This window comes from Salinicoccus halodurans (genome assembly GCF_900114445.1).
GTDB classification, from domain to species: Bacteria; Bacillota; Bacilli; order Staphylococcales; family Salinicoccaceae; genus Salinicoccus; species Salinicoccus halodurans.
In genome coordinates, this window is the sequence record NZ_FOTB01000002.1 from 231,362 (window position 1) to 256,318 (window position 24,957).

The window sequence follows — 24,957 nt, forward strand, 5'->3', positions numbered from 1 at the left end:
GAAAAAAAGATGCCAGCTACAGCCCGAATCTCTTCACTTTGGCATAAAGGGTAGGGCGGCTGATGCCGAGTGCTTTGCTGGCTCTCTCTACATTCTGGCCATTCTCCTCCAGCACATGCCTGATATAATCCGCTTCGATCTTTTCCACGTAGTCTTTCAGTTCCAGTTCTTCAGTGACCGAGGGCAGTGTGGCTTGTTTTGCATCTTCGCCGACTTCGGTCAGATACTGGTCGAAAATCTCGTTATTCAGTGCTTCCTCATTCGAGAAGATGACCAGTCTTTCGATGACATTGATGAGTTCCCTGACGTTGCCCGGCCAGTGGTATGCCTTCAGGTGGTTGATCAGCTGTTGGTTGGCGTATTTGACGCTTGTTCCGTACTTTTCGGACAGACTGTACAGATAGTAGAAGAACAGCGATTCTATATCATCCGGCCGTTCCCGGAGCGGCGGTATGTGGATGTTGACGACATTAATCCGGTACAGAAGGTCGGATCTGAAGTCATCCGAGGCGAGGAGGTCTGCAATCTTCCGGTTGGTGGCCGAAACCAGCCTGAAGTCCGCCGACTTCTCTTTGTTGCCGCCAAGTTTGAAGTACTGCTTTTCCTGGAGCACCCGGAGGAATTTCACCTGCATATCAAGCGGCATGTCCCCCATCTCATCGAGAAATAAAGTCCCGCCTTCTGCGAGTTCAATCTTCCCTTTGTTGCCTTCCCGGTTCGCTCCCGTGAACGCCCCTTTTTCGTACCCGAAGAGTTCAGATTCGAACAGATGGCTCGGAATGGCACCGCAGTTGATCGGGATGAATTCTCCTTTGACGGCACTTGTGTCATGGATTGATTTGGCAAAGAGTTCTTTGCCGACACCGGTCTCTCCGGTGATCAGTATGTTCGCATTCGTCTTCGCCGCTTTTTCAATCTGGTTCTTAACATGTTCCATGACGGAGCTTTTGTATATGATATTCCTGAAGTTCGAGTCTTTGAGCTGTTTCATGTTATCGGAGAGGACGCTGACTTTATTCTTCAGTGTCTCAATCTGCTCCTTCTGGAGCTTCTGTTCGGTGACGTTGACTTCGGAGACGATGGCGCCCTCAACTTCCCCGTCGATCAGAATGGGCATGGATTTTATATCTACATATATATTGTTTGTCGCCTTATGCTGTTTTTTTACGATTGTCTTATTCTCCCTGAGTGATTCCAGCATGACCAGGTGTTCTTCCCTGAAGACTTCCGTGATTTTTTTGCCGATGACATATTCATTGCTCATGCCGAAAATCTCTGCAGCCCTGTCGCTCCAGTAGATGACGTTCTCCTGTTTATCGATGATCGTGAACGAATGATTATGGAAATTGATCAGTTCTTTTATAAGCGCCTTCTCCAGCATTTCTAACATCCCCTTATTGTTAAATTACTAATAATAATTATATAAATATTTACAGAGTTAATCAAACTTTCTAGTGATTTAAGTTTTTAAGGCTGGCATCCTTTTTTCTTAGTAGTAATTGAAGGAGGTGGGGTGATTCATTGAACAGAGACATTTACGATGTATTGATCATAGGCGGAGGAATCATTGGCGCAAGCATTGCCTACTATACGACGAAAACCGGATTGAAGGTGGCTTTGCTGGAAGGGAGTACGCTCGCTTCAGGTACGAGTTCCAAATGCGATGGGAATGTGCTGCTGATCGATAAGGAACCCGGGTTCGACAGCCGGATGGCGATAAAGAGCCAGGCTCTGATCAGGGAGCTGTCCGAAGAATTGGAAATGAAGTTTGAATTCAGGCATCCAGGCAGCATCTTCCTGTGTGCGGATGACGATGAGCTCGAACAGGCACATGAGTGGGTGGACCTGCATAATGCTGAAAATGGTGAGGATGAATTTTTCAGGAAACTGACGAAGGAGGACCTGAAAAATGACTCCAAATATTTTTCCGATCATCTTGTCGGCGGCATCGAATGTACGAACGATGCGACGGTTAACCCTTACATGCTTACTTTTGCACTGGTCCACCAGGCGAAGAAATATGATTTTTCATTATTTGAGAACACCCGGGTGACGGATGTTGAGCAGACGCATGATGGGAACTTCAAAGTGTTTTCCCACGGGGATGTATTCAAAACGAGGAAGGTCATCAACGCCGCCGGTGTCCATGCCCCGAAAGTTGCGAATATGCTCGGCATGAATGTTCCGATCAAACCGAGGAAAGGTCACATTCTTGTGGCATCCCGCTCGGAACTTATGGGAACGCGTAAAATTCAGGAATTCGGCTACCTGATGACGAAGTTCGGCAAGGAACGCAAGGCATCTAAGGAGATGAACGACTACGGCATCGCGCTCGTCCATGAGGCGACCGAGAGCCAGAATTTCCTGCTCGGAAGCAGCCGGGAGTTCACGGGTTTTGACACAAAAGTGGATCATAGGATCATCCAGCTCATCGCCCGTCGGGCCATCGAATATTTCCCGCAGATGAAGGATATGAATATCATCCGCAGCTATGCCGGCCTCCGTCCGTGGACGCCGGACCATCTGCCCGTCCTGTCCGAAACGAAGATTCCGGGCTTCTACATTGCAGCCGGGCATGAGGGAGACGGCATTGGGCTGTCGGCAATAACCGGACTCTGGGTATCCCAGATGGTGACAGACTCACTCGAGGACGACATCAGTCCGCTTGACATCAACAGGTTCAGGGAGGTGCACGCATGAATCAAAACAGCAAGCAGTTTATCACACTGGATACCCATACCGGCGGAAATCCGACACGTACTGTCCTGGCCGGAATGCCGGAGCTCGCGGGGGATACCATCCAGGAAAAGATGCTCGACATGAAAGAGAACCATGATTATATCAGGAAATTCCTTGTGAATCCGCCGCGGGGCCATGATGTCATGAGTGGTACGATTCTGCTGCCGGCTTTGCGGCCGGAAGCGGACTACAGTGTGATATTCATAGAGACGGGCGGCTATCTTCCGATGTGCGGACATGACACGATCGGGACGTGCACTGCTTTAGTCGAAATGGGATATGTGGAGCGGCAAGAACCGTTTACATCCGTCGTGCTTGATACGCCTGCGGGTGTCGTTGAAGCAAAATGCAAAGTGGAAAACGGTAAAGTTGAAGAAGTAACTTTTGTCAGCACGGAATCCTTTCATTTAAAAACGGTCGATGTCCTGTTTGAAGGCCGGAATGTAAGGTGTGACATAGCGTACGGCGGTAATTTCTACGGGATCATCAGGGCGGAAGATTTAGGCTTGTCACTCGATATCGCAAACTCCGAGGGTATTGTGGCGGCCGCAATGGAATTGCGGGATGTCATCAACAGTGAACATGACGTCAGGCATCCTGAATATCCCTTCATCAATAAGCTGACACATATGGAATTGTATGAAGAGGGAGAGGTGATCAGGAATACTGTGGTCGTTCCGCCTGGCGGTATCGACCGTTCACCGTGCGGGACAGGCACTTGTGCGAAAGTCGCGACTTTGTATAAAGAGGGCAGGATCAGTGAGAATGATGTCTTTATTCATGAAAGTATTACAGGATCACAGTTCAAGGCACGGCTCATCAGCTCTAAAGAAGAAAATGGCATCACATTCAACAAAGTGTCGATTACCGGTTCCGCCTGGATCATGGCCAGGCATGATTTTTATATGAATGAATCAGATCCATTACAAAATGGCTATTTGCTGATACCGGATATATAGGGGTGAAAATATGATTGTGAAAACAGTGAACAGCTATGACATCCATATACATGGCCAGCTTCTGCGGGTGATTGAAAAAAACGAGCTGAGGGCAGGACCTGAAGGGTTCGATGTAAAAAAATTGCTTCTGAACGAGCCGAGAGGAAGTAAATATATGAATCTGCTGATTTTTCATGAAGATGAGATTACGGGCGGTTTGACAGTCACTCTTGATTCAATCACCGGTATTGAAAACGAAGACGTTCTGTTGAAATCATTTGTTTCATCACTGGTCGACCGGGGGCGGATTGAAAAAAAGGAAAGCTACTCTCTGGATTTCAACGGCCGAACGAAGAAATATGGCCAGAATGAGCTCATTGAAACGCCATTATATGAGGTCGGTTTGACTGATGGTTTATATGAAGTGAATCACAAAAAGATAAAGCTGGTGGAAACCGGGCTGCATATGGATATTCAATATATTACTTCGATCAAAAAGGAAATTGAAAAGCTGAATGACAGTACTTATGATTACCTGGTTTTAAGCAATGATGGGAAACATGCAGCAGCGAATAAGAACAATGATATCCTGCCTTATCCAATCATAGAGGTGATTTCTCTTTTCGACAGAGAATTGGGGACTGAGAGAACAACAACATTGAATGGGGATGATATCAAAATCCAAAATGGCAGGTTCGAACATGCATATCAGCTGATATCGAACTCGCAGTTCTATATCGATCACACTGATATATATACAGAAGGGTTTGTCATTAAATAATTAAGGGGGATTCATATGACAAAGGAAAAGAAACTGCCGAGTCTCGGTGTCTTGCTCACGATACTTGGGATGTTTGTTGTCATAATGTTTGGTTTTATAGTTATTTTGAAATTGCCGATACAACTGGCTCTACTTGTAGTCTGGTTTGTGATACTGGGCTTTGGGGTGTACCTTGGCCACAATTATCTGGAAATGGAAAAAGGACTTTTAAAAGGTATCTATGAAGGCATGGGGGCAATTCTGATACTTATTGCGGTCGGCGCCCTGATCGGTTCCTGGATTGCCGGCGGGGTAGTGCCGACGATGATTTATTATGGTTTGAATATTATCAGTCCAAGTATCTTTCTGATGGCTGCCATGATTATTTGTGCGATTACTGCACTTTCCACAGGGACTTCATTTGGTTCTGCAGGTACAGCGGGGATTGCGATGATGGGTATCGGGGAAAGCTTTGGGCTGCCGACTTATTTAGTTGCTGGAGCAGTTATTTCCGGATGCTATGTAGGAGATAAGATGTCGCCCTTATCAGATACAACTGTAATGACAGCTTCGCTCTCAAGAGTGGATCTTTTCAGGCATATTAAGTCTATGTCATTCGTATCGATACCTGCATTTATCATTTCAGCGGTTCTTTACTGGATTGTGGGTGCAGTCATGTACGATGGGCAGGGGGATCTGTCGATTGCTGAAAATACCCTGACAGGTCTGGAGCAGAATTTCAATGTGTCCTGGATGATGCTGATTCCGGCAGTAATAGTCATTATCATGCTGGCGTTTAAGTTGCCGTCAGTTCCAGTCATCCTATTTGGAGCATTACTGGGGAGTTTATGGGCGACACTGTTTCAGGGATACGGATTCATAGAAGCGATCCAGACACTGTATTCAGGCAGCGAACAGAGTACAGGAATCGCATTTATAGATAATCTGCTCAACCGGGGCGGAATCACATTCATGCTTGAAGTCATCCTACTGATCATTCTGGCTTTGGGCGTTGGAGGTTTACTTCAGTCAATCGGTGCATTTACAGTGATTGGCAACCTGTTCGCCAAATGGGCGAACAATACCGGAAACCTTACGCTTACAACGATGCTGGCATCATTCTTCGGTGTATTCTTTGGCGGCGCAGCTTATGTTTCTTTGCTTACCGGCACCAAAATTACTGAAGAGAACTACGACCGTAAAAATGTGAGCCGCACACTGCTGTCAAGAAACGTTGAAGCCGGAGGTACAGTAACCACTCCTATGGTGCCGTGGTCTGATGGCGGTGTTTTCATGGCAACCACACTCGGCGTAGCGACATTAGCATACCTGCCATTCTTCTGGTATGGATTTTTAGTGATAATAATTTCACTGATATACGGTTATTTCGGATTATTCATAATGGAGAAAGATGCTCATGAAAAAGCGAAAGATGAAGATCATGAAGAAAATGGAGGATATGAAATCTATGAAAAAACAGTTTGAAGGGGCATTCCCCGTACTGATCACACCGATGCATAAGGATTACAGCGTGAATTACGATGGCATGAAAGAGAACGTGCAGTATTATCTGGACCAGAAGGCGGCCGGCATTGTCATTGTCGGCAGCACCGGCGAGTTTGCTTCACTGGACGAGGCGGAGAAGAAACAGATCGTGGAGCTGGTGGGCCCGATGGTGAAAGATACCGATACGAAGCTTTTGGTGGGTATCGCCGACGAGCGGACAAGCAAGGTCATCGAGTATGCGAATCATGCGGAAGACAATCATGCAGACGGCCTGCTGCTCATCAACTCCTTCTATCAGACGCCGACGGAAGAAGAGGCGTTCCATCAGTTCAAGGATGTGAATGATGTCAAAACAAAATCCATTCACTGCAAATATCGATCTGGAAAATGAAACGATTTATAAGATTGATAAAGAACTCGATAAAGTGCAGTACATCAAGGAATCGAGTGGTGACATCCGCAAAGTCCGGGCCATCGCAGATAATACGGATCTTGTATTGTTCTGCGGCTCGGATGACCTGGCATTCGAATCATTCGTGCAGGGGGCGACGGGCTGGGTATCCGTGGCAGCCAACATCGCACCGAACAGCGCGGCCAAACTGTATGAGCTGGTGAAGGCCGGCAAGTACGATGAAGCGAAGGCGCTCAATAAAGATCTGCTGCCGCTGTGTGAGTTCCTGGAGGACTCCGGCAAGTACGTCCAGATCGTCAAAAAGGCGATGGACCTGAAAGGTCTGAACGGCGGGCCTTCCAGAAAGCCGAGACTGGGTCTCGACGAAGAAGAGGTCAGTCAACTGAAATCACTGATGGAAAAACTGGATTAGGCAACCCACAGAGCACTATCCCCGTATGACGCATAGAGAAAGGAGTAGTCCGTTCCCCTTGGACTACTCCTTTAATTTTGACTTAATATCTCATTTTTATATTTATTCACTGTTCTTCTGGAAAGGGTGACGCCGAATTCACACAGTTTCTTTGAAATTTTACTGTCCGGCATCGTTTCGAAGTCAGATAAGCTTTTAATCAGGTGCATTGCATAGCTGACAGAAGCACCGTTGCAGCATTTTTTCGACAGGAGTGACTTGATCGGGACAGTCCCTTTTGGAGACGACACGAATTTACCCGCAAGCAGGCGGCTGATTGTCGCTGGGCTGAGGGAAGTCGCATCGGCCAGGTCATTCTGATCCAGGGGGTTTAAAAATTCTGAAGTTCCCAACAGGAAGTCCCTCTGCTTATTCACAATGATGGTCAGCACACTGCTCAGATACATTTTCCGGGCGTTCAGAATTGAAGCCAGTTCTTCATAATCCCGCCTGTATTTCTCCATTTCCTTTTTGAAATCCTTATCTTGTGACTGAATATCCAAAGGTTCGAATACGATGCAGTCTGAAAGATAATCATTGATGACAATATTGAATGATCTATTTTCAACTGAGATCGTTGCATCTGGTTCCAGATATTCAGGTTCATCCTCCGAGATGGGGGAGAGGGAGCAGGATTCAGTAATAAGCCGGACATACTCGAGCAGATCTGCTCTTTCATCATCCTCCAGGAAATCGAGGGCGCCGCTGTTGATCGCATCGAGGTTTGAGATGAACAGCGTGAACAGTTTTTCATTGTACATGTCCTGATTTCTCAGCTGGAATCTAAGAAAATCGTAAACATCCGTGCAGCCGATTCCTTTACGGTCATCATAGGCTTTCAGCATATTCAGTAGTCCTTGTACCTCTTCGGGCGAAGAACCGGTCATGTCAGAAACAGTTTTTGTATCCGCTTCCAAAAAGCCAGATGAATTAAGGGAATAAAGAATATACTGCATCGCTGTCTTCTTCTGTTCATCGAGGGTACAGTTGAAATGGGTGAACAACTCAGTGAAAATGCCGGTCGATTGAGTCTGATAGTGATCGGATAAAGCCGAGAGAGGAATCCTATCTTCGCTTATGTAGATCAGAGGGTTCTCATCACATTTATTTTTAATATAGTCGGTGAGTTCATGCGTGTCATACTTAAAAATACTGATGGAATTGTAGATGAAATTATTCAACGAAATACCAAGTTCATTCGCAACAAATGTATCAAGGTTTATCATTTTCAACTCTCCTTTATTCCTGCATGAAGCATTTAATACATACTAGCACAGACCATAGAAAGATTCTATATAACTGAACATATTATATGAAACGTTACAAACTATTAAAAAATATATAATAAATGAGTGTCATTCATATGCAATCCGAGGAGCAAATGAAAAATCCGAAGAATATATAAATATTCTCCGGACTCTGTTAGTTTATTCAGCGTTGCTTGTCATTTTTTCATTTCTTGCCTCTTTGATTCTGCTGATCGATCCTTTGGCCAATCCGATAATGACCATGTCATCCATCGGCGGGTTGTGAAGTCCGGCACGGACGTTCCTATAGTGACGCTGCAGTTCGCTGTCGGCGGACAGGCTTTTGGCGCCGACGACCCTCATTGCGAGATCGACGGCTTCCACTGCCTTATTGACGATTGAAGTCTTTACGGCACCGAGTTCATTTCCCATCTGCTGTCTTTCCTCGGCACTGCTTTCATCCCACTTCCGCGCCACGGAATAAAGGAAATGTTCGGATTCCATCAGCATCAGCTCAACGCGGCCGAGCTTCTCCTGGACGTTCGGCAGTTCGGAGATTGTCCCTTTGATGCTGTTCGGTGAATATTCTGCTGCGAAATTCACTGAAGCTTCCTGTGCTGCACGTGCAATCCCCAGGTAGCATGCCGGAATGTGGAGGAGCCATCCTGCCGGTGACTTCCTGCCGGGTGTCCTGTAGGAGACGAGGTCTTCTGCTTCCACCCTCACATTTTTCATTATGAAGTCATGGCTGCCGGATGCGCGCATTGCGACCGAGTTCCACGTTTCATCGATATGGACGCCTTTAAGTGCAGTGTCGACAACAAAGTTGCCGACTTCATCTGTGCCTTCAATGGATGCACTGATGACCGCATACTTCAATATCGGCGACAATGTGGCGAACGTCTTCCTGCCGTTCAGAATCCACCTGTCACCGTCTTTTCTCGCGGTCGTTTCCGGTCGGCCGCCCCGGGTCGGGCTGCCGGTCGCCGGCTCCGTCGCCAGGTTGTTGATGAGGGAGCCGTTTTCAATGACGTCAGCGACCACTTTCCTGTACTTCTCATCATCCCACGAGTGCTTCTCCCCGATATCCATGATGATACCCATATGCCAGCCGACGGACAGGGCCGTGGCGCCGTCATTTTTTGCGATGATCTCCTGATGCTTCATCAATTCATGAAGGGAAACACCGCCACCGCCGTATTCCTTCGGAATGGACAGCTGCGGATAACCGATCGCCTTTAGGGCTTCGAAGTTTTCAAATGGGAAAGTGACATTCTCGTCGTGCTCCCGTGAAGACTCCTTGAATTTTTTGGCCGTTTCCTCCGTCAACGCCAGCCGGCCATTCATATCAAGTTCCTGTAATGTATTCAAGATGATACTCCTCTCCTAAAACCAACAATTAGACTATGAATTACTCTATTATCGCATCAACTCAGTCGTTTTTTCAATAGGGAGTAAGAAATAATCACTTAATCCCTATTTGACAAGTAGGTAATAACCTTTATAATAAACATATCATTTTTATTATTCTGACTATACATAGAGTGGGTGACGTTGTGCTTAACTTAAGAAATTTGAATCTATCCTTTCACGGCAATAAAGTGCTTGAGGATATCGATCTGGAAGTGAAAAAAGGCGAAGTCGTCACATTGATCGGGCCCAGCGGTACCGGCAAGACGAGCCTGCTCAGGTGCATCAACCTGCTGGAAAAACCGGACAGCGGCTTTATTTCCCTGGGTGGACTTGATTACGATTTCAGCTCCATTGATAAAAAAGAGACATTGAACCTCAGAAGGAAAACGGCAATGGTGTTCCAGCAATACAATCTATTCAAGAACAAGACAGCCATAGAGAATGTGATGGACGCCCAGATGGTAGTCCAGAAGAAATCGAAAAAAGAAGCATATGAAAAAAGTATGGAAGAGCTGAAAAGAGTGGGGCTCGAAGCGAAAGTGGATGCATATCCGAACCAGCTTTCAGGCGGACAGCAGCAGCGTGTCAGCATCGCCCGGGCCCTTGCAGTGGAGCCGGAAGTCATACTTTTTGACGAGCCGACTTCCGCACTCGACCCTGAACTGGTCGGTGAAGTCCTGAAATCCATCGAAGAAGTGGCGAAGTCGGGGATGACGATCATTCTGGTAACACATGAAATGTCATTTGCCCAGGATATTTCGGACAAGGTCGTGTTCATGGACAAGGGACAGGTTGCCGAATCCGGCAGGCCGGAACAGATATTCAAAGAATCGGATAATGCACGGACACAGCAGTTCCTGAATAAATTCTATGCAGCAGCACAATAAGAGACAGGAGAGATGAATGATGAAAAAACTAATAATATTCACAGCGGTTCTGGGGGCTTTCCTTGCCGGCTGCGGCAGTGGCGGAGAAGAGAATGCGACAGCAAGTGAGGACGGAACGAGAACAGTTGAAGTGGCAGTCCCATCCTCATCGAAACCACTCAGTTATACGGGAGATGACGGTGAACTGACGGGTTACGAGGTCGAGATCCTGAAAGAAGTCGATGAAAAATTGGAGGACTATGAATTCAACATCCAGGGTACGAGTGACAGCGCGGCGGAAATCGGTCTGGATACCGGCCAGTATGACATGATTGCACAAGGGTTGATCTTGTCCGAAGAACGAGAGGAAAGCTACCTGGTTCCCTCTGAACATAACGGATTCAGCCTGATGAAGATATTCGCGACAGCAAGCATGGAGGGAGAAATCGAGAGCCTCGATGACCTTGCAGGCAAGAAAGTTGTACCGGTGACACCGACGGGCGGTGTGTTCAACTTGTTGACGGCATACAATGAAGAGCATCCGGATAACCAGATTGACTTCAAGACATCAGACGGCGGCATTCCGACCTCCGATCGTCTGAAGGAAGTGGACGCCGGTACATATGATGCATTCGTGAACCCTTCCAACCTGGGACAGGGTGAAATCATTGAACAGGGCGGACTGGACATACATATTACAGAACCCGTTGAAGTGAATCCAACCTACTTCATGATCCATGATTCGGAAGAGAACGTGGAATTGAATGAGCAGGTCGGCGAGGCACTGGCTGAACTGAAGGATGAAGGTGTACTGTCCGATATTTCGAACGAGTTTTATGGAGAGGATATCTTCCAGTACGAGGAGTAACCGAAACGCTGCATGAAGAGGAGAATGAATTGTGGATCTTCAATATATGATAAGTATTCTACCGGAGTTTTTAAGGGTCATCCCGATTACCATGCTCGTCGTAGTGGTGTCTGCGGTCTTCGGCTTTCTGCTGAGTGTCCCGGTTGCGGGTATAAGAATCAGAAAAGTGCCGGTACTCAACCTTATAACCGACTTATATATATCATTTACGAGAAGCATCCCCATTCTGCTGCAGCTGTTCCTGTTCTTTTTCGGGATTCCGGTGCTGCTCCAGCTGCTGGGATTTGATGTGACAAATATAAGTGCGATGACGGCTGCGATCGTCTGCCTGATCATATACAATGGGGCGTACATGTCCGAAGTGATCAGACCGGCATATCTGGCAATTGAAAAAGGGCAGCATGAAGCGGCTGAGAGTCTCGGTTACACACGATTCCAAAAGCTGACTAAGATCATCATTCCGCAAATGACCCCGATTGCGCTGCCGGGTCTCGGAAATGCAATCATCCACCTGATCCACGACAGTTCGCTGGTCTTCGCGATCGGTGTGGTGGATATAATGGGGCTGGCGACAATAATCAGTTCCGGTTCCTTCGGCATGCAGCAGGTTGAAGTATTCCTCACAGTGGCATTTATTTACTGGGGTATTTCATTCGCTTCCGAGCAGATCATAAGATATCTCGAAAGAAGGAAGAAGCGGGTGCTTAACAGGACGGGATATGAGATGAAAGAGGAGGCTGAATACAATGTTTGATATTGTCACTGTATTTGAAAGCCTGATTGAAATCGTCAAAGTCGTTCCAAAAACATTGTTCCTGGCTTTAGTCATCCTGATCCTCTCTTTTATATTGGGTGCGATGCTCACATACATCCAAAGTCTGAATATACCGGTGGTTAAACAGATCATTGCGGTACTGCAGTCATTTTTGAGAGGGACGCCGAACGTAGTCCTTCTGTACCTGGTGTATTACTCATTGCCGCTGGTTGTTACGTCATTCCTGTCTTTATTCGGCGTGGGATTTGATCCGGCATCGCTGAATTCCGCAGCTGTAGTCATCGTGACTTTCAGCATCTGTTATTCAGTGTTCCAATCGGAGATCATAAGAGGAGCCCTGCATTCATTGGATAAGGACCAGATAGAGGCTGCCCAATCATTGGGGTACAGTACAAGCCAGACGCTGAGGAAAGTGATCATACCGCAGGTCATGACAGAGGCGCTGCCTGATACGATGAATGCCTTCCTGATCATCATCAAAGCCTTGTCGCTCGCATTCCTGGTTACGGTAGTCGATATCTTTGCTCAGGCAAGATTGGTCGGTGCACAGACATTCAGTTATCTGGAAGCATTTGTAGCGGCTGCACTGGTATACTGGGTGATCTGTGGGGCGCTGACTTATGTGGTCAATAAATTGGAGAACAGAATGAGAAGAGGTTATGTGTAGAGATATCCTCAAGAAACCTGGAGCCTGGCTTCAGGTTTTTTATTTATACGGTGCTTTTCGGCGGCAGTCAGGAGGCATTCTTTTTTGAACTGGATGATCCAGCATAGTACTATGTTAAAGTTCGATCAGGGCTTTGAAAACCTGGAGATAATTAGAATAGGGGAAAATGAAATGACAGGACAAATGAAACGCTTTGAAGGTAAAGTAGCAATCGTAACTGGTGGACGTTCAGGCATCGGCAAAGCAATCGCCCAACGGTTTCAAGATGAGGGGGGCGGATGTAATCACCGTACAGCGGAGGAAGAATGAGGATTTTGAATGCATAACTGCAGATTTTTCGAACACTGAGGAACCGGAAAGCATTATTGCAGAAGTCATTGAGAGCAAGGGACGACTCGATGTACTGGTGAATAATGCAGGCATGATGATGGAAGCTCCGGTTGAAGAAATGAGCATAGAAGATTGGCAGAGTAATCTAAATGTGAATCTCACAGCACCTTTTCTGATGATCCGAGCAGCACTGCCTTATTTGCGAAAAACAACGGGGAACATTATCAATACAGGCCCGGTTGAAGGAATAGCAGCCAATCCCCATCATGCAGCATACTGCGCTACTAAAGCATGGATTCATGGCTTGACCCGGTCGGTGGCTGTAGATCATGGACGCGAAGGCATCCGGTGTAATGCGGTGGCACCCGGCTGGATTGATACAGAGCTGAATCAGGATTTCATAGACAATTCATCTGATCCGGATTTGTTCCGACGCGATATTGGACGTATCCATCCGGTGGGGCGTACAGGGACGCCTGAAGAGGTGGCGGCACTTGTTGCATTCCTCGCAGCCGAAGAATCAGGGTTCATTACTGGTCAGCTCTATACAGTGGACGGCGGCAGGACGACGCAGCTGAGTCTGCCTTAGATATGTCGCTTGCAAGAAGCTGGATTATAAAGAGATGCAGAGATTTTCAGGAAACCGGAGGAATGGCACAAAGAACAAATTCCAGGTGTAAATAATCATCTACCTATCCTCGCTGCTCGGGTATATAATTTAAATGCTGAACAGCGAGGGAGGGTGAAACGGATGGAGCATTTAAAATATCAGAAAGACAGGCAGGCCCTGCAGGAATTTCTCATGGATATTGAGATTCTCGATAAACTGGAAGAACGTGAGTCCGGATTCAATGCATTCGAAGTCCTGGGAATCATACATAAGGAGATTCGTCACAGCAATGTATTAGGCTGGCTGCTTAATCCGGCGGAATATCACAATTTCGACGACAGGTTCATCAAGAAAGTCATCCATCATTGTGTGAAACATGACAGCCGGGAAGAACCGGCAATCAGTTACAAGCCGCTGGAGATCCTGCTCCAGGATTTCAATGACATGATTATCAGGAGAGAATGGGCGAATATCGATATTTTGGGAATTTCCAAGTCCAATAAATTTGTACTAGTCATAGAAAACAAAATATGGAGCAAAGAATCGAGCCACCAGCTGAATAAATACCGAAGAATCATTGAGAGTGAATTTCCTGATTATACGAAGCTCTACATATATCTGACACCGGAAGGTGACGATGCAAGTGATACTGATAACTGGCTGAGTTTGAGTTATGAAAAAATAATGGAGTTTTTGGAGTCGGTTCTGAAGGTAAGAAGACATGCCATGAGTAAAGAAAGTTTGATATTCATTGAACAATATTTAAGTATACTAAGGAGAAACATTGTGGGAGATAATGAACTGGAAAAAATCTGCGTGGATATCTATTCTAAGCACAAGCGGGCGCTGGATCTGATATTCGAATATAAACCTGATATCTACAAAGGTATTCATGATAAACTTCTTGAAATCATTGACAGTCATCCGGATTTGATTGCGGACCATAGTAATAAACAATGTATCAGGTTCACAACAAAGAGGCTGGATGAACATGTCGCAAAGACATCTGAAGGATGGACGGAATCCGGACGCATCCTGTTATTTGAGTTTATAAATTTCAAAGATAAGCTGTTCTTGAAATTGGTCATCGGACCGGGAGACAGCGAACATCGGGAAAGACTGCATAAAACAGCCCTGGATCACCCATCGACATTCAAAAGGCTGAGTAAACGGCTTTCCCCTCAGTATTGTTCAATGTTTCTGACAGATATTTATAAGCATGATGAAGGCAGAGAAAATGATCATCTGCAGGTGATGCAGGAAATAGAGACTAAAACGAAAAGTTTCCTGAAAAATAAGATTGAAGAGATAGAAGCAGTTTTTATTGAAAATCACCATGACACAAATCTATAGAACAACAGACCCCCCTTTCCGGAATATTCCAGGAGGGGGTTCTTCGCTTGCTGACCCGTATCAGTCCATCCCCAGCTGTTCCATCAGATGTATGCCGTCGGATGAAACTTAGTAGCCCTTGACCTTACCGTTTTTAATATGGAAAATATCCATTCAGCGCCTTAATTTTTAATAAAGCACAAAGATGTACAATTCAGACACTTATTATTGTGCTGTAATGATGTACACAACTTGGTTTTATAGTGTTAAGATTTAATTAAGAGGAGGCGGAACCGAATGCAACTTGATGAACGGAGCGGGAATCTATTTGATGAATTATTGAAAAATCCAAGTGTCACGAGTAAAGAGTTGGAAGAAAAATATAAATTGACTCGCAGACAGTTTGGATACAGTTTTAACAAAATAAATGATTTCCTCGTTTCCAAAAACCTCCCAAAAATTGAAAGAGGAAGACAAGGTAATTTCATAATTGAGCAAACGGTCATCAGCAACTTGAGTGATGAAGATGAATTTCAGATTAAAGAGTCCAATGTTTACTCTGAAAAACAGCGTTTCTTTATGATTCTACTGATGCTCATCGGCAGTAAAGAAGAATTGTCCTTGAACCATTTTGCGATTGAATTGGATGTCAGCAGAAACACAATCCTTAATGATTTAAAGCATGTCAGGAAGATCGCTTCTGAGTTTTATCTAAGCATCAAATATTCGCGTATAAAAGGCTATGTGATTGAAGGTGAAGAATTCTATATAAGGAAACTTCTATTCAATGTGATAGACAATATGCTTCAAATTACCGGCGGTGATGACCGTATTAAATATCTTGTTAATATTGAAGAGGCCGAGTTCGAAGAAGTGAAATCCCGTATTGAAAAAGTGGAAAAACAGCTGAACCTTAAGTTTACTGATGAAAAAGTGGCAATGATGCCATATGATTTGCTGATGGTACTCAGGAGGATTGATAGCGGCAATACAATAAACTCTTTTCATATCGAATATAAGGAGATTTCGCATACAAAAGAATACCAGGCGGCTGAAGAACTTTTATATGATTCGGATATTCCTGAGAATGAAAGATTGTTTATAACACTTCATTTGCTTTCAACAAACGTCTACTGGGCAGAAATACTCACTGAGGATAGCATTCCTAATCTTGATGAGGTGCTGGATGAAATGTTGCATTTATTTGAAATGACTGCATGCATTTCTTTACATGAAAGAGATGAACTATTGCACAAGTTAATCCTTCATGTAACTCCTGCTTATTACCGAATCAAGTATCATCTCACAGAAGCGGCAGATGTTGAGTATCTGATTATGGAAGATTATAAAGAACTCTATCATTTGGTGAAGCAATCTACCAAACCGCTCGAGAGACTCGTTGGAACGAATATTCCAGAGAATGAAGTGGCGTACCTTACCATGCTTATCGGGGGTTGGATGCGGAAACAAGGCGAAAGTCTTGAAGAAAAAGTGAAGGCTATTGTGGTTTGTCCTAAAGGTGTTTCAGTATCACGTTTGATGTTCAGTGAATTGAAAGAACTATTTCCAGAGTTTGTTTTTCTTGATTCCTTATCCGTTCGGGAATTCTATGAGTATACGCTAGATTTTGACATCATATTTTCTCCTGTGTTTCTCAAGACCGAGAAACAGCTCTTTCTTGCGAGTTCCTATCTTAAAAAAGAAGAAAAGACACGTTTGAGAAGACAAGTGATGATGGAAGTACATGGTTATGTCCCTCATGAAATCAGCATAGAAGATATGCTGGAAATTATTAAAAAACATGCTGTTGTCGATAATGAAAGCCAGTTGTCAAAAGAGTTATATCATTATATAAATCCCGATTATAGCTCCAGTAATATACAGCATCAGGAAAGACCTTCAATGAACCTGAGTGAATTAATAACAATAGATAATATTACTATCATGAAATCAGTAGATTCTTTTGAAGAGGCAATACGTCAAAGTGCAGTACCCATTGTGGAAAGTGCTCATATTGAGCCCAGGTACGTGGAGGCGATGGTTGCTGAAAACACTAAAGATGAATCATACATCGTTATGGGAGAAGGGGTTGTGATACCTCATGCGGCCCCTGAAGACGGGGTGAACGATGTTACTATGAGTCTGCTGAAGATTGATGAAGGCATTCATTTTGCTGGTGAAATTATCCGTTTAGTTGTAGTGATTGCTGCAGTTGATAAACAACAGCATTTAAAAGCCTTATTACAATTGAAAGATTTGGCTCAATCTAAATCAGCACGTGATTCAGTATTTAATGCGGAATCTAAAGAAAAAATTCACGCATTATTACAGAAATATTCAATTGATTAAGAGATGAAGGAGTAATGGAAGATGAGGGACATATATTTTGATGAATCGATCATTCTATTAGATTTAGAGGCAGGCTCTAAAGAAGAAGTCTTGACTGCCATGGCGAGTAATTTGGAAGAAAAAGGCTTGATAAAGAGCTCATATTTGGAAGCGGTTATCGCGAGGGAAGAAGAATTTGCTACAGGCTTGCCAACAAACGGCGTATCAGTAGCAATACCACATACAGATGTCGAACATGTTAATACAAAAACCATCAGTGTAGCAGTTTTGAAAAAACCGGTTGAATTTGGAGTTATGGGGGATCCGAACGAAATGGTAGATGTTGAACTTGTATTCATGCTGGCAATGGACAAAGCTGATTCTCAACTTAATCTATTGCAGAATTTGATGCAAATTTTCCAAAACGAAGAAACACTTAAGTTTTTAGCTAATGAGAAAGACAAAACAAAAATAGTTAATTTATTGGAAAATAAATTAGACTTTTCATTTTAAGGAGGTGAGTGTAATGAAAACAGTATTGATAGCATGTGGAGCTGGAATTGCTACTTCAACAGTAGTAAACAATGCAGTTGAAGAATTAGCGAAAGAAAACAATATTAAAGTTGATTTGAAACAGGTCAAAATTTCTGAAGTTGGAGCTTATGCAGATTCAGCAGATCTATTGGTAACTACAGCAATGACTCAGAAAGAATTTGACTTCCCGGTAATTAACGCTAGAAACTTCCTTACAGGAATCGGAATTGAGGATACGAAGGCACAAATTCTAGAGGAACTAAAAAAATAGACTTGATACACTCGATTCCTCGGAACAGGGGAATCGAGAATTATTATATGAGGGTTAGGGGGATACATCATGCAAGGTTTTCTTGATTTTATACAAGGTTTTCTTGATTTGGGCGCAACAGTAATTCTTCCAGTTGCAATATTTCTTTTAGGACTGTTTTTCGGTCAGAAACCGGGCAAGGCATTTAGATCAGGTTTAACAATCGGTGTCGCTTTTGTTGGTATTTTCTTGGTTATAGACCTACTTGTCAACAACTTAGGTCCAGCTGCACAAGGAATGGTTGAACGGCTCGGTGTTAGTTTGAATGTTATTGATGTTGGTTGGCCAGCTACTTCGTCTATTGCTTGGGCATCTGCAGTTGCACCGTTTATTATTCCACTTGGATTAGTGGTCAACGTGGTTATGCTCTTAACTAAAACCACCAAAACGATGAACGTTGATATTTGGAACTTCTGGCATTATACATTCATGGCTGCTATGATCTATGCGATTTCAGGCAGCATTATACAAGGGTTAATTGGTGCGATTCTTTTCCAGATTGTTGCACTTAAAGTGGCTGACTGGACAGCGCCAATGATGAGTAAATTTTACGATTTGCCAGGTGTATCCATTGCAACCGGCAGTACGATTTCATATGCACCGGGTATTTTCCTTGTCAAAGGAATCCAAAAGATACCTGGCATCAGAAATTGGAATGCAGATCCTGACTCCATTCAAAAAAGATTCGGTATTTTTGGAGAATCGATTTTTATTGGACTATTCCTTGGTGCAGCAATCGGGGCACTTGCAGGCTATGGAGCCGGTGAAATCATTGAAATCGGTATGGCGATGGCAGCAGTCATGGTACTTATGCCGCGTATGGTAAAAATTCTGATGGAAGGTTTAATGCCTGTTTCAGAATCAGCACGTGAATGGCTGAATAAAAAATTCGGAGACAAAGATATATACATCGGTCTTGATGCAGCAGTTGCCCTGGGACATCCAGCGGTTATATCAACTGCACTGATACTTGTGCCAATCACAGTGTTAATGGCTGTTATCTTACCTGGTAACGCACTACTTCCTTTCGGTGATTTGGCGACTATTCCATTTATCGTAGCGTTCATTGTCGGAGCTGCGAGAGGTAATATTGTTCACTCTGTCATAGCAGGCGCAATCATGATTGCGATTTCATTGTATATTGCAACAGATGTGGCACCTATCTTCACAGAAATGGCAATATCTGCAGACTTGGAATTGCCTGAAGGATCAACTCAAGTTTCAAGTATCGACCAAGGCGGTAACATTGTTAACTGGATTATCTTCAAAGTGTTCAGCTTGTTTAATTAATGGTTCACTAATTAGGAGGAAGATATAATGAAAGCCTTAGTAAAAACAGAACCAGGATTTGGGAATCTTGAAATACAGGATAAAGAAATACCGGTACCAGGAAAAGATCAGGTCAAAATAGAAGTGAAGTATGCTGGTATTTGCGGATCTGACATTCATACGTATGAAGGGCACTATAAAGTCGCTTTTCCTGTTACTTTGGGGCATGAGTTTGCAGGTGAAATTGTAGAAGTAGGAGAGAATGTTACAGATTTCAAAGTTGGAGATCGTGTAACTTCAGAGACTACTTTCTATATATGCGGCGAGTGTGAGTACTGCCAAAATGGCGACTACAACTTATGTAACCATCGAAAAGGCCTGGGAACTCAGCAAGATGGAGGGTTTGCCAAGTATCTGGTAGCAAGAAAGGACAGTCTCCATCACTTGCCGCAAAATGTTGATTTTCAATCAGCGGCGATGACTGAACCATTAGCTTGTACACATCATGCTGTATATAAAACTGATATTAAAGATAATGATCTGGTAATTGTAATGGGACCGGGCCCGATTGGTCTTTTTACGGCTCAAGTGGCTAAAAGCAGAGGCGCTAAAGTGGTAATCACAGGATTGACAAATGACAAAGTCCGTCTTGATAAGGCTGAAGAACTTGGAATTGATCATGTTGTGAATATACAGGAACAGGATCTTAAAGAACTGGTAAACGAATTGACTGATGGCTATGGAGCAGATGTTGTGTTTGAATGTTCCGGAGCTGCACCTGCGACCCACCAAGGCCTTGATCTACTAAGAAAGAAAGGCCAATATTGCCAAGTCGGGATTTTTGCAGAACCTAAAATCTCTTTTGATATGGAGAAAGTCATTCAAAAAGAAATACGTGTAGTGGGAAGCAGAAGCCAGAAACCGGCCGACTGGGATCCATCATTAGAATTGATGAACACCGGAGAAGTAAATGCAAAAGCAATGATTACGCATGAATACGATATTACTCAATGGGAAGAAGCTTACCAGAAAATCAAGAGTGGCGAAGCCATAAAGGTACTTCTGACACCTGTTGACTAAAAAGATTTGAAAGTAACCTATAGTTTTAAAGAGCCATATTGACCGATGAAACACGAAGTTGGATCACTAATATTTTATAGAAAAGAGGATGAGAAATGGTAGATGCAATGCTCGAATTCATGCTAGGACCGATGCGTGCTATCGGAGGTTTTTATTTCGAATATCAGATGATTTTCAACCCGATTATAGTTGGTTTGGCACTATTTAAAATTCTTTTCGGTAAAAATAAGAAGCAGAGTAGTTCTTTAAAAGAAGAAAAGCGACCAGCCGGAAAGGGGAAACATGGTGAAAGCATTAAATCTGTATGATAAACAGGATATACGATTTGAAGAAACATCAATGCCGACACTGGATAATGCAAACGACGTGATCATAAAAGTTAAAGCTGTCGGCATATGTGGCTCTGATATTTCCAGGTATAACAAATTGGGACCATATGTTGAAGGTACGACGTTTGGTCATGAATTTTCGGGAGAAGTTACTAAAGTAGGCTCCGATGTCAAGAATATTAAAGTGGGCGACAGAGTCGCCGGTTGCCCTGCCTTTTATTGTGGGAAGTGTGAGAGTTGTAAAAAAGGAGAACTGGCACGCTGTGAAAACCTTCATGTAATGGGAGCATATCATCCCGGAGCATACGCAGAATATGCAAAATTGCCTGCTGAAAATGTCATACCGGTTCCGGATAATGTTGAATATGATACTGCTGCCATGGTTGAACCGTCAGCAGTTGTAGCTCACGGGTTCTATCGCACGAATATTCACCCTGGTTCTGAAGTGGCAGTCATGGGCTGCGGCAATATAGGATTGCTTGCGATACAATGGGCGAAAATTTTTGGAGCAAAAAAAGTATATGCGATTGATATTGATGATGCCAAACTTGAAATCGCCAGGCAGGTCGGCGCTGATGTCACAATCAACTCAATGGAAACCCCTGCCCATGAAGAAATCGGCAAACACACGAATAGCTCAGGTGTCGATCTGGCTGTAGAATCTGCGGGTTCTCCAATTACTTCTGCGCAAGTACTTGCTTTGCCTAAAAAGGGCGGGAAGGTTGTCTATATGGGGATTCCTTATGCCGATGTTAATATAGAACGCTTTTATTTTGAGAAAATTGTACGGAATGAATTAACTGTTTTAGGTTCATGGAATGCTGTTTCTGCGCCGTTTCCCGGTAAAGAGTGGGATGCATCACTTCATTACATGAGTACGGGACAGATTAATGTCGAGCCAATCATCTCTCATCGATTATCCTTGCATGAGGGGCCTGAAACGTTCAAAAAAATAATCAACCGAGAAGAAGTATTTGGGAAAGTAATGTTTTATCCTGAAATCGGCTAGATTAATTAAGTTAGGTTTTTCACTGAAGTTCCCCAATCAAGTGAAAAACCTTTTTTTAAAATACAAGGAGTGGATTATAGTGATTACCAGCACTGCTATAGAACAAAAATCAATTAATGCTATCCGAACATTGTCCATAGACGCGATTGAAAGAGCAAATTCAGGACATCCGGGCCTCCCCATGGGTGCGGCCCCAATGGCGTATGCTTTATGGACAGATATTATGAATCATAATCCTGAGAACTCAAAATGGTTTAACAGAGACCGCTTCGTGCTTTCGGCAGGACATGGATCCATGCTTTTATACAGTTTGCTTCATTTATCCGGATATGATGTGAATATGGATGATTTAAAATCATTCAGACAGTGGGGTTCGAGAACACCGGGGCATCCCGAAGTACATCATACAGATGGTGTCGAAGCCACTACAGGACCGCTGGGGCAGGGGTTTGCAATGTCGGTGGGTATGGCGATCGCCGAGTCACATCTTGCGGCTAAATTCAACCAGCCTGGAATGTCAGTTGTAGATCATTATACATATTCACTTGTTGGTGATGGGGATATAATGGAAGGTATCTCACATGAAGCTGCATCACTGGCAGGACATCTAGGATTGGGGAAATTAATAGTTCTTTATGATTCTAATGATATTTCACTCGATGGTGATTTGAACCGTTCATTTTCCGATAACACTGACCAGCGATTTAAAGCTTACGGTTGGCAGGTACTTCATGTTGAAGATGGGAATGATATTGATGCGGTAAGGAAAGCTTTGAGTGAAGCGAAAACAGAAACAGAACGGCCGACATTGATTGAAGTTAAAACGGTGATTGGTTTTGGCTCTCCGAATAAATCTGCGTCTTCAAGTTCACATGGTGCACCGCTGGGTGAAGATGAAACGAAGCTCACTAAAGAAAATTATGAATGGGAACACGAACCGTTCCATGTTCCTGAAGAAGTCTATAAAGATTTCAATGAAAAAATCGTAGTTCCAGGTGTCGAATCAGAAGAAAAATGGGATGTGTTGTTTGAATCATACAAGGAGAAACACCCTGAATTAGCAAGTGAATTAGAAATGGCAATCCAGAATGAACTGCCTGCTGATTGGGATAAAAACTTACCTGTGTATAAGGAAGGGGCTGAAGTAGCTACACGTTCAGCTTCAGGAGAAATAATGAATGCCATTTCTGAGAAAGTGCCTCATTTTATCGGAGGCAGTGCTGATTTGGCAGGTTCAAATAAAACGAACATTAAAAATGAAGCGGATTTCACAAAAAGCAGCTATGAGGGAAAGAATATCTGGTTTGGGGTCCGTGAATTCGCAATGGCTGCAGCATTGAATGGCATGGCGCTCCATGGCGGGTTGAAGGTTTATGGCGGAACGTTCTTTGTATTCAGTGACTATTTACGGCCGGCAGTGCGGCTCTCCTCAATCATGAAAATGCCTGTAACATACGTATTTACCCACGATTCTATTGCTGTAGGAGAAGACGGTCCAACCCATGAACCGATAGAGCAGCTTCCCTCATTAAGAGCTATGCCCGGGCTGTCTGTCATCAGACCGGCGGATGCAAATGAAACTCAGGCAGCATGGAGGCTCGCCCTTGAATCCACAGATACTCCAACAGCATTGGTGTTAACAAGACAAAATCTGCCTGTTTTGAAACACACTGATGAATCAGGATATGATAACGTACGTAAAGGTGGATATATAATCCAAAAAGGTGATAAAGAAACTCCTGATGCTTTATTGATTGCTACAGGATCAGAGGTACCACTTGCAATTGAAGCCCATAGGGTATTGAAGGAAAAAGGTATAGAAACAAATGTAATCAGTCTTCCATCCTGGGACAGGTTCAATGCACAGGATGTAGAATATAGATACACTGTTATTCCACCACAAGTAAAAGCCCGTGTAGGGATAGAAATGGCATCCACACTGGGGTGGGAAAGATACGTTGGTGATTATGGTGTGACTGTTGGAATTGATAAATTCGGAGCTTCCGCAAAAGGCGATAAAGTTATTGAAGAATACGGTTTTACCGTAGATAATATTGTTAAGCAGACAGAGAATTCAATTAAATCAGTTGCCCAGTACGCGTTGGGGGTATAGAGCTTTATATTTCTGAAACATGCATCATTAAGATAAAAATCCAATAGTTGACACGAAGAAAAATCTGATTAATATTCTTCCAATTAAAAGAGCTTTAAAATAAATACGGTCGATGATGCTACTGTCAGTGATCGTATTTTTCTGTTCTTTCTCTTTCGATACTTTCGGTCGCTACTGTGGATAAAGATTTAACTTCAAGCCAATCGCAAAAATCAGTCGGAGGTTTCTGTGGAATTGAAAAGTTAAATATAAATAAGCGGCTACTTCCACTCACTCATGAAAATAACTGCTTATATACTTTAGTAAATATTGTTGTAGGGTCTGATCATTATTTTTGGCAACTGAGCTTAACACCATAAACTAAGAAAGAGAGGAACGAATCGAGAAATGGAGTTATAATCATGATTACTTGTATTAATACTTGCTTATTGCTGGATCTTAAAATCCTCATATTCTCTTTTCTCCCTCACTGATTTTTATAGGGAACTCTCTAAAGGGATTTCTCTGAGGCATGCTTCATCATTGTTTGATTTCAATATCCCTAGATATCGTAATATACGAAAACCTCTGTAATATAAAGGGTTATAACTTTCTGCGTTCCATTGATTATAGTGGGACGTATGGAGAATGGCACTGACTGGAACAGTTTCTGTCATCCTGTGGTAAAAATGTAGCGGAGAAGTTATGTTTTATTATTCATGATTACAACGATGAACTGGAAAAAATATTTATCACGAAAAAGCAAATCGGATGGGTAAGTGAGCAATTTAGTACTATACCTTGCAGCGTATGAATCAAGTTACTCCACTGTGTCAGAATTTGTGATTGATGGAGACTGCGAGCACAGTAAAGAATTATAAATGATAAACAATACATTTAAACAGCATTCATCAGCTTAATTCCCGATGAGTGTTGTTTAATTTTGCTATATATCCTCTTGTGCTGAGAACCCGACCTCAATCATAAATTCTGCGTCTGTAATAGACTACCGTAACAGACTTGAAAAGAGTGCTGTTCCTGTCATGCTTAAATTTTTTCAGGTATTGAAATCGTGTGGTCTGAAAAATGCCA

General features: G+C 43.6%; 24 protein-coding genes. 21 read left to right on the plus strand and 3 right to left on the minus strand.

Annotated elements, in window-relative coordinates; genetic code table 11:
* Window positions 1-16: 16 nt before the first annotated feature.
* Window positions 17-1,381 (minus strand): sigma-54 interaction domain-containing protein, encoded by a 1,365-nt coding sequence (locus BM271_RS05475; protein ID WP_046791133.1) that lies wholly within the window; start codon window positions 1,379-1,381, stop codon window positions 17-19.
* A 140-nt stretch (window positions 1,382-1,521) separates the two neighbouring features.
* Here BM271_RS05475 and BM271_RS05480 point away from each other — a divergent pair, with 140 nt between their 5' ends.
* The 6 genes from BM271_RS05480 to BM271_RS14630 are packed head-to-tail and all read left to right on the plus strand — an operon-like array spanning window position 1,522 to window position 6,767.
* The gene (locus BM271_RS05480; RefSeq protein WP_046791132.1) at window positions 1,522-2,700 is read left to right on the plus strand and encodes an NAD(P)/FAD-dependent oxidoreductase; all 1,179 of its coding nucleotides are present in this window, start codon (window positions 1,522-1,524) and stop codon (window positions 2,698-2,700) included.
* Window positions 2,697-3,698 (plus strand): proline racemase family protein, encoded by a 1,002-nt coding sequence (locus tag BM271_RS05485; protein WP_046791131.1) that lies wholly within the window; start codon window positions 2,697-2,699, stop codon window positions 3,696-3,698. Before BM271_RS05480 ends, BM271_RS05485 begins: the two co-directional genes overlap by 4 nt.
* A gap of 10 nt (window positions 3,699-3,708) precedes the next feature.
* A complete protein-coding gene (locus BM271_RS05490; RefSeq protein ID WP_046791130.1) occupies window positions 3,709-4,458 on the plus strand; it encodes a hypothetical protein in 750 nt (249 codons plus the stop codon).
* Between the two features lie 15 nt (window positions 4,459-4,473).
* A complete protein-coding gene (nhaC, locus tag BM271_RS05495) occupies window positions 4,474-5,922 on the plus strand; it encodes a Na+/H+ antiporter NhaC (protein ID WP_046791129.1) in 1,449 nt (482 codons plus the stop codon).
* Window positions 5,906-6,334 carry a dihydrodipicolinate synthase family protein gene (locus BM271_RS14625; protein WP_338061310.1) on the plus strand — a complete coding sequence of 143 codons (429 nt, stop codon included), beginning with the start codon at window positions 5,906-5,908 and terminating at the stop codon, window positions 6,332-6,334. Before nhaC ends, BM271_RS14625 begins: the two co-directional genes overlap by 17 nt.
* Window positions 6,288-6,767 carry a dihydrodipicolinate synthase family protein gene (locus BM271_RS14630; RefSeq protein ID WP_338061311.1) on the plus strand — a complete coding sequence of 160 codons (480 nt, stop codon included), beginning with the start codon at window positions 6,288-6,290 and terminating at the stop codon, window positions 6,765-6,767. Before BM271_RS14625 ends, BM271_RS14630 begins: the two co-directional genes overlap by 47 nt.
* A 71-nt stretch (window positions 6,768-6,838) precedes the next feature.
* On the opposite strand, the gene BM271_RS05505 is transcribed toward BM271_RS14630, so the two are convergent.
* The gene (locus BM271_RS05505; RefSeq protein ID WP_046791127.1) at window positions 6,839-8,032 is read right to left on the minus strand and encodes an RNA polymerase factor sigma-54; all 1,194 of its coding nucleotides are present in this window, start codon (window positions 8,030-8,032) and stop codon (window positions 6,839-6,841) included.
* A 201-nt stretch (window positions 8,033-8,233) separates the two neighbouring features.
* Window positions 8,234-9,424, minus strand: a complete 1,191-nt coding sequence (locus tag BM271_RS05510) for an acyl-CoA dehydrogenase family protein (RefSeq protein ID WP_200795319.1) — start codon at window positions 9,422-9,424, stop codon at window positions 8,234-8,236.
* 185 nt (window positions 9,425-9,609) lie between these two features.
* Between BM271_RS05510 and BM271_RS05515 the strand changes: the two genes are divergently transcribed.
* The 15 genes from BM271_RS05515 (at window position 9,610) to tkt (ending at window position 23,886) form a co-directional block, all read left to right on the plus strand.
* Window positions 9,610-10,353 (plus strand): amino acid ABC transporter ATP-binding protein, encoded by a 744-nt coding sequence (locus BM271_RS05515; protein WP_046791126.1) that lies wholly within the window; start codon window positions 9,610-9,612, stop codon window positions 10,351-10,353.
* A 19-nt stretch (window positions 10,354-10,372) separates the two neighbouring features.
* Window positions 10,373-11,200: a transporter substrate-binding domain-containing protein gene (locus BM271_RS05520; protein WP_052749913.1), complete on the plus strand. Its 828-nt coding sequence runs from the start codon at window positions 10,373-10,375 to the stop codon at window positions 11,198-11,200.
* Window positions 11,201-11,246: 46 nt separating this feature from the next.
* Window positions 11,247-11,954: an amino acid ABC transporter permease gene (locus tag BM271_RS05525; protein WP_234960452.1), complete on the plus strand. Its 708-nt coding sequence runs from the start codon at window positions 11,247-11,249 to the stop codon at window positions 11,952-11,954.
* Window positions 11,947-12,642 carry an amino acid ABC transporter permease gene (locus tag BM271_RS05530; protein WP_046791124.1) on the plus strand — a complete coding sequence of 232 codons (696 nt, stop codon included), beginning with the start codon at window positions 11,947-11,949 and terminating at the stop codon, window positions 12,640-12,642. The genes BM271_RS05525 and BM271_RS05530 overlap by 8 nt, the downstream gene beginning before the upstream one ends.
* Before the next feature lie 111 nt (window positions 12,643-12,753).
* Complete coding sequence (locus BM271_RS14495; RefSeq protein ID WP_234960454.1) at window positions 12,754-12,951, plus strand: hypothetical protein; 198 nt, start codon at window positions 12,754-12,756, stop codon at window positions 12,949-12,951.
* Window positions 12,908-13,561: an SDR family NAD(P)-dependent oxidoreductase gene (locus BM271_RS05535; protein ID WP_234960456.1), complete on the plus strand. Its 654-nt coding sequence runs from the start codon at window positions 12,908-12,910 to the stop codon at window positions 13,559-13,561. Before BM271_RS14495 ends, BM271_RS05535 begins: the two co-directional genes overlap by 44 nt.
* A gap of 162 nt (window positions 13,562-13,723) precedes the next feature.
* Window positions 13,724-14,935, plus strand: coding sequence for a PDDEXK-like family protein (locus tag BM271_RS05540; RefSeq protein ID WP_052749912.1), 1,212 nt, complete (start codon window positions 13,724-13,726; stop codon window positions 14,933-14,935).
* Between the two features lie 276 nt (window positions 14,936-15,211).
* Complete coding sequence (locus tag BM271_RS05545; protein ID WP_046791123.1) at window positions 15,212-17,263, plus strand: BglG family transcription antiterminator; 2,052 nt, start codon at window positions 15,212-15,214, stop codon at window positions 17,261-17,263.
* A gap of 21 nt (window positions 17,264-17,284) precedes the next feature.
* Window positions 17,285-17,755, plus strand: a complete 471-nt coding sequence (locus BM271_RS05550; RefSeq protein ID WP_046791122.1) for a PTS sugar transporter subunit IIA — start codon at window positions 17,285-17,287, stop codon at window positions 17,753-17,755.
* A 13-nt stretch (window positions 17,756-17,768) separates the two neighbouring features.
* The gene (locus BM271_RS05555; RefSeq protein WP_046791121.1) at window positions 17,769-18,047 is read left to right on the plus strand and encodes a PTS sugar transporter subunit IIB; all 279 of its coding nucleotides are present in this window, start codon (window positions 17,769-17,771) and stop codon (window positions 18,045-18,047) included.
* A gap of 69 nt (window positions 18,048-18,116) precedes the next feature.
* Window positions 18,117-19,376: a galactitol-specific PTS transporter subunit IIC gene (locus tag BM271_RS05560; protein WP_046791120.1), complete on the plus strand. Its 1,260-nt coding sequence runs from the start codon at window positions 18,117-18,119 to the stop codon at window positions 19,374-19,376.
* A 27-nt stretch (window positions 19,377-19,403) separates the two neighbouring features.
* Entirely contained in the window at window positions 19,404-20,435 is a 1,032-nt protein-coding gene (locus tag BM271_RS05565) for a zinc-binding dehydrogenase (protein WP_046791119.1), read from the plus strand.
* Window positions 20,436-20,530: 95 nt separating this feature from the next.
* The gene (locus BM271_RS05570) at window positions 20,531-20,743 is read left to right on the plus strand and encodes a hypothetical protein (RefSeq protein WP_046791118.1); all 213 of its coding nucleotides are present in this window, start codon (window positions 20,531-20,533) and stop codon (window positions 20,741-20,743) included.
* Window positions 20,721-21,773 (plus strand): galactitol-1-phosphate 5-dehydrogenase, encoded by a 1,053-nt coding sequence (locus BM271_RS05575; protein ID WP_046791585.1) that lies wholly within the window; start codon window positions 20,721-20,723, stop codon window positions 21,771-21,773. Before BM271_RS05570 ends, BM271_RS05575 begins: the two co-directional genes overlap by 23 nt.
* A 76-nt stretch (window positions 21,774-21,849) precedes the next feature.
* Window positions 21,850-23,886, plus strand: coding sequence for a transketolase (gene tkt, locus BM271_RS05580; RefSeq protein ID WP_143544909.1), 2,037 nt, complete (start codon window positions 21,850-21,852; stop codon window positions 23,884-23,886).
* Window positions 23,887-24,957: the final 1,071 nt, after the last annotated feature.

Excerpts from the sequence above, each read along its gene's own strand:
- BM271_RS05520 (WP_052749913.1), top strand. The coding sequence starts at position 10,373 with ATGAAAAAACTAATAATATTCACAGCGGTTCTGGGGGCTTTCCTTGCC.
- BM271_RS05485 (WP_046791131.1), top strand. The coding sequence starts at position 2,697 with ATGAATCAAAACAGCAAGCAGTTTATCACACTGGATACCCATACCGGC.
- BM271_RS05570 (WP_046791118.1), top strand. The coding sequence starts at position 20,531 with ATGGTAGATGCAATGCTCGAATTCATGCTAGGACCGATGCGTGCTATC.
- BM271_RS05545 (WP_046791123.1), top strand. The coding sequence starts at position 15,212 with ATGCAACTTGATGAACGGAGCGGGAATCTATTTGATGAATTATTGAAA.
- BM271_RS05525 (WP_234960452.1), top strand. The coding sequence starts at position 11,247 with ATGATAAGTATTCTACCGGAGTTTTTAAGGGTCATCCCGATTACCATG.
- BM271_RS05555 (WP_046791121.1), top strand. The coding sequence starts at position 17,769 with ATGAAAACAGTATTGATAGCATGTGGAGCTGGAATTGCTACTTCAACA.
- BM271_RS05560 (WP_046791120.1), top strand. The coding sequence starts at position 18,117 with ATGCAAGGTTTTCTTGATTTTATACAAGGTTTTCTTGATTTGGGCGCA.
- BM271_RS14630 (WP_338061311.1), top strand. The coding sequence starts at position 6,288 with ATGTCAAAACAAAATCCATTCACTGCAAATATCGATCTGGAAAATGAA.
- BM271_RS14625 (WP_338061310.1), top strand. The coding sequence starts at position 5,906 with ATGAAAAAACAGTTTGAAGGGGCATTCCCCGTACTGATCACACCGATG.
- BM271_RS05475 (WP_046791133.1), bottom strand. The coding sequence starts at position 1,381 with ATGCTGGAGAAGGCGCTTATAAAAGAACTGATCAATTTCCATAATCAT.
- nhaC (WP_046791129.1), top strand. The coding sequence starts at position 4,474 with ATGACAAAGGAAAAGAAACTGCCGAGTCTCGGTGTCTTGCTCACGATA.
- BM271_RS05540 (WP_052749912.1), top strand. The coding sequence starts at position 13,724 with ATGGAGCATTTAAAATATCAGAAAGACAGGCAGGCCCTGCAGGAATTT.
- BM271_RS05530 (WP_046791124.1), top strand. The coding sequence starts at position 11,947 with ATGTTTGATATTGTCACTGTATTTGAAAGCCTGATTGAAATCGTCAAA.
- BM271_RS14495 (WP_234960454.1), top strand. The coding sequence starts at position 12,754 with ATGTTAAAGTTCGATCAGGGCTTTGAAAACCTGGAGATAATTAGAATA.
- BM271_RS05535 (WP_234960456.1), top strand. The coding sequence starts at position 12,908 with ATGAGGGGGGCGGATGTAATCACCGTACAGCGGAGGAAGAATGAGGAT.
- BM271_RS05490 (WP_046791130.1), top strand. The coding sequence starts at position 3,709 with ATGATTGTGAAAACAGTGAACAGCTATGACATCCATATACATGGCCAG.
- BM271_RS05565 (WP_046791119.1), top strand. The coding sequence starts at position 19,404 with ATGAAAGCCTTAGTAAAAACAGAACCAGGATTTGGGAATCTTGAAATA.
- BM271_RS05505 (WP_046791127.1), bottom strand. The coding sequence starts at position 8,032 with ATGATAAACCTTGATACATTTGTTGCGAATGAACTTGGTATTTCGTTG.
- BM271_RS05550 (WP_046791122.1), top strand. The coding sequence starts at position 17,285 with ATGAGGGACATATATTTTGATGAATCGATCATTCTATTAGATTTAGAG.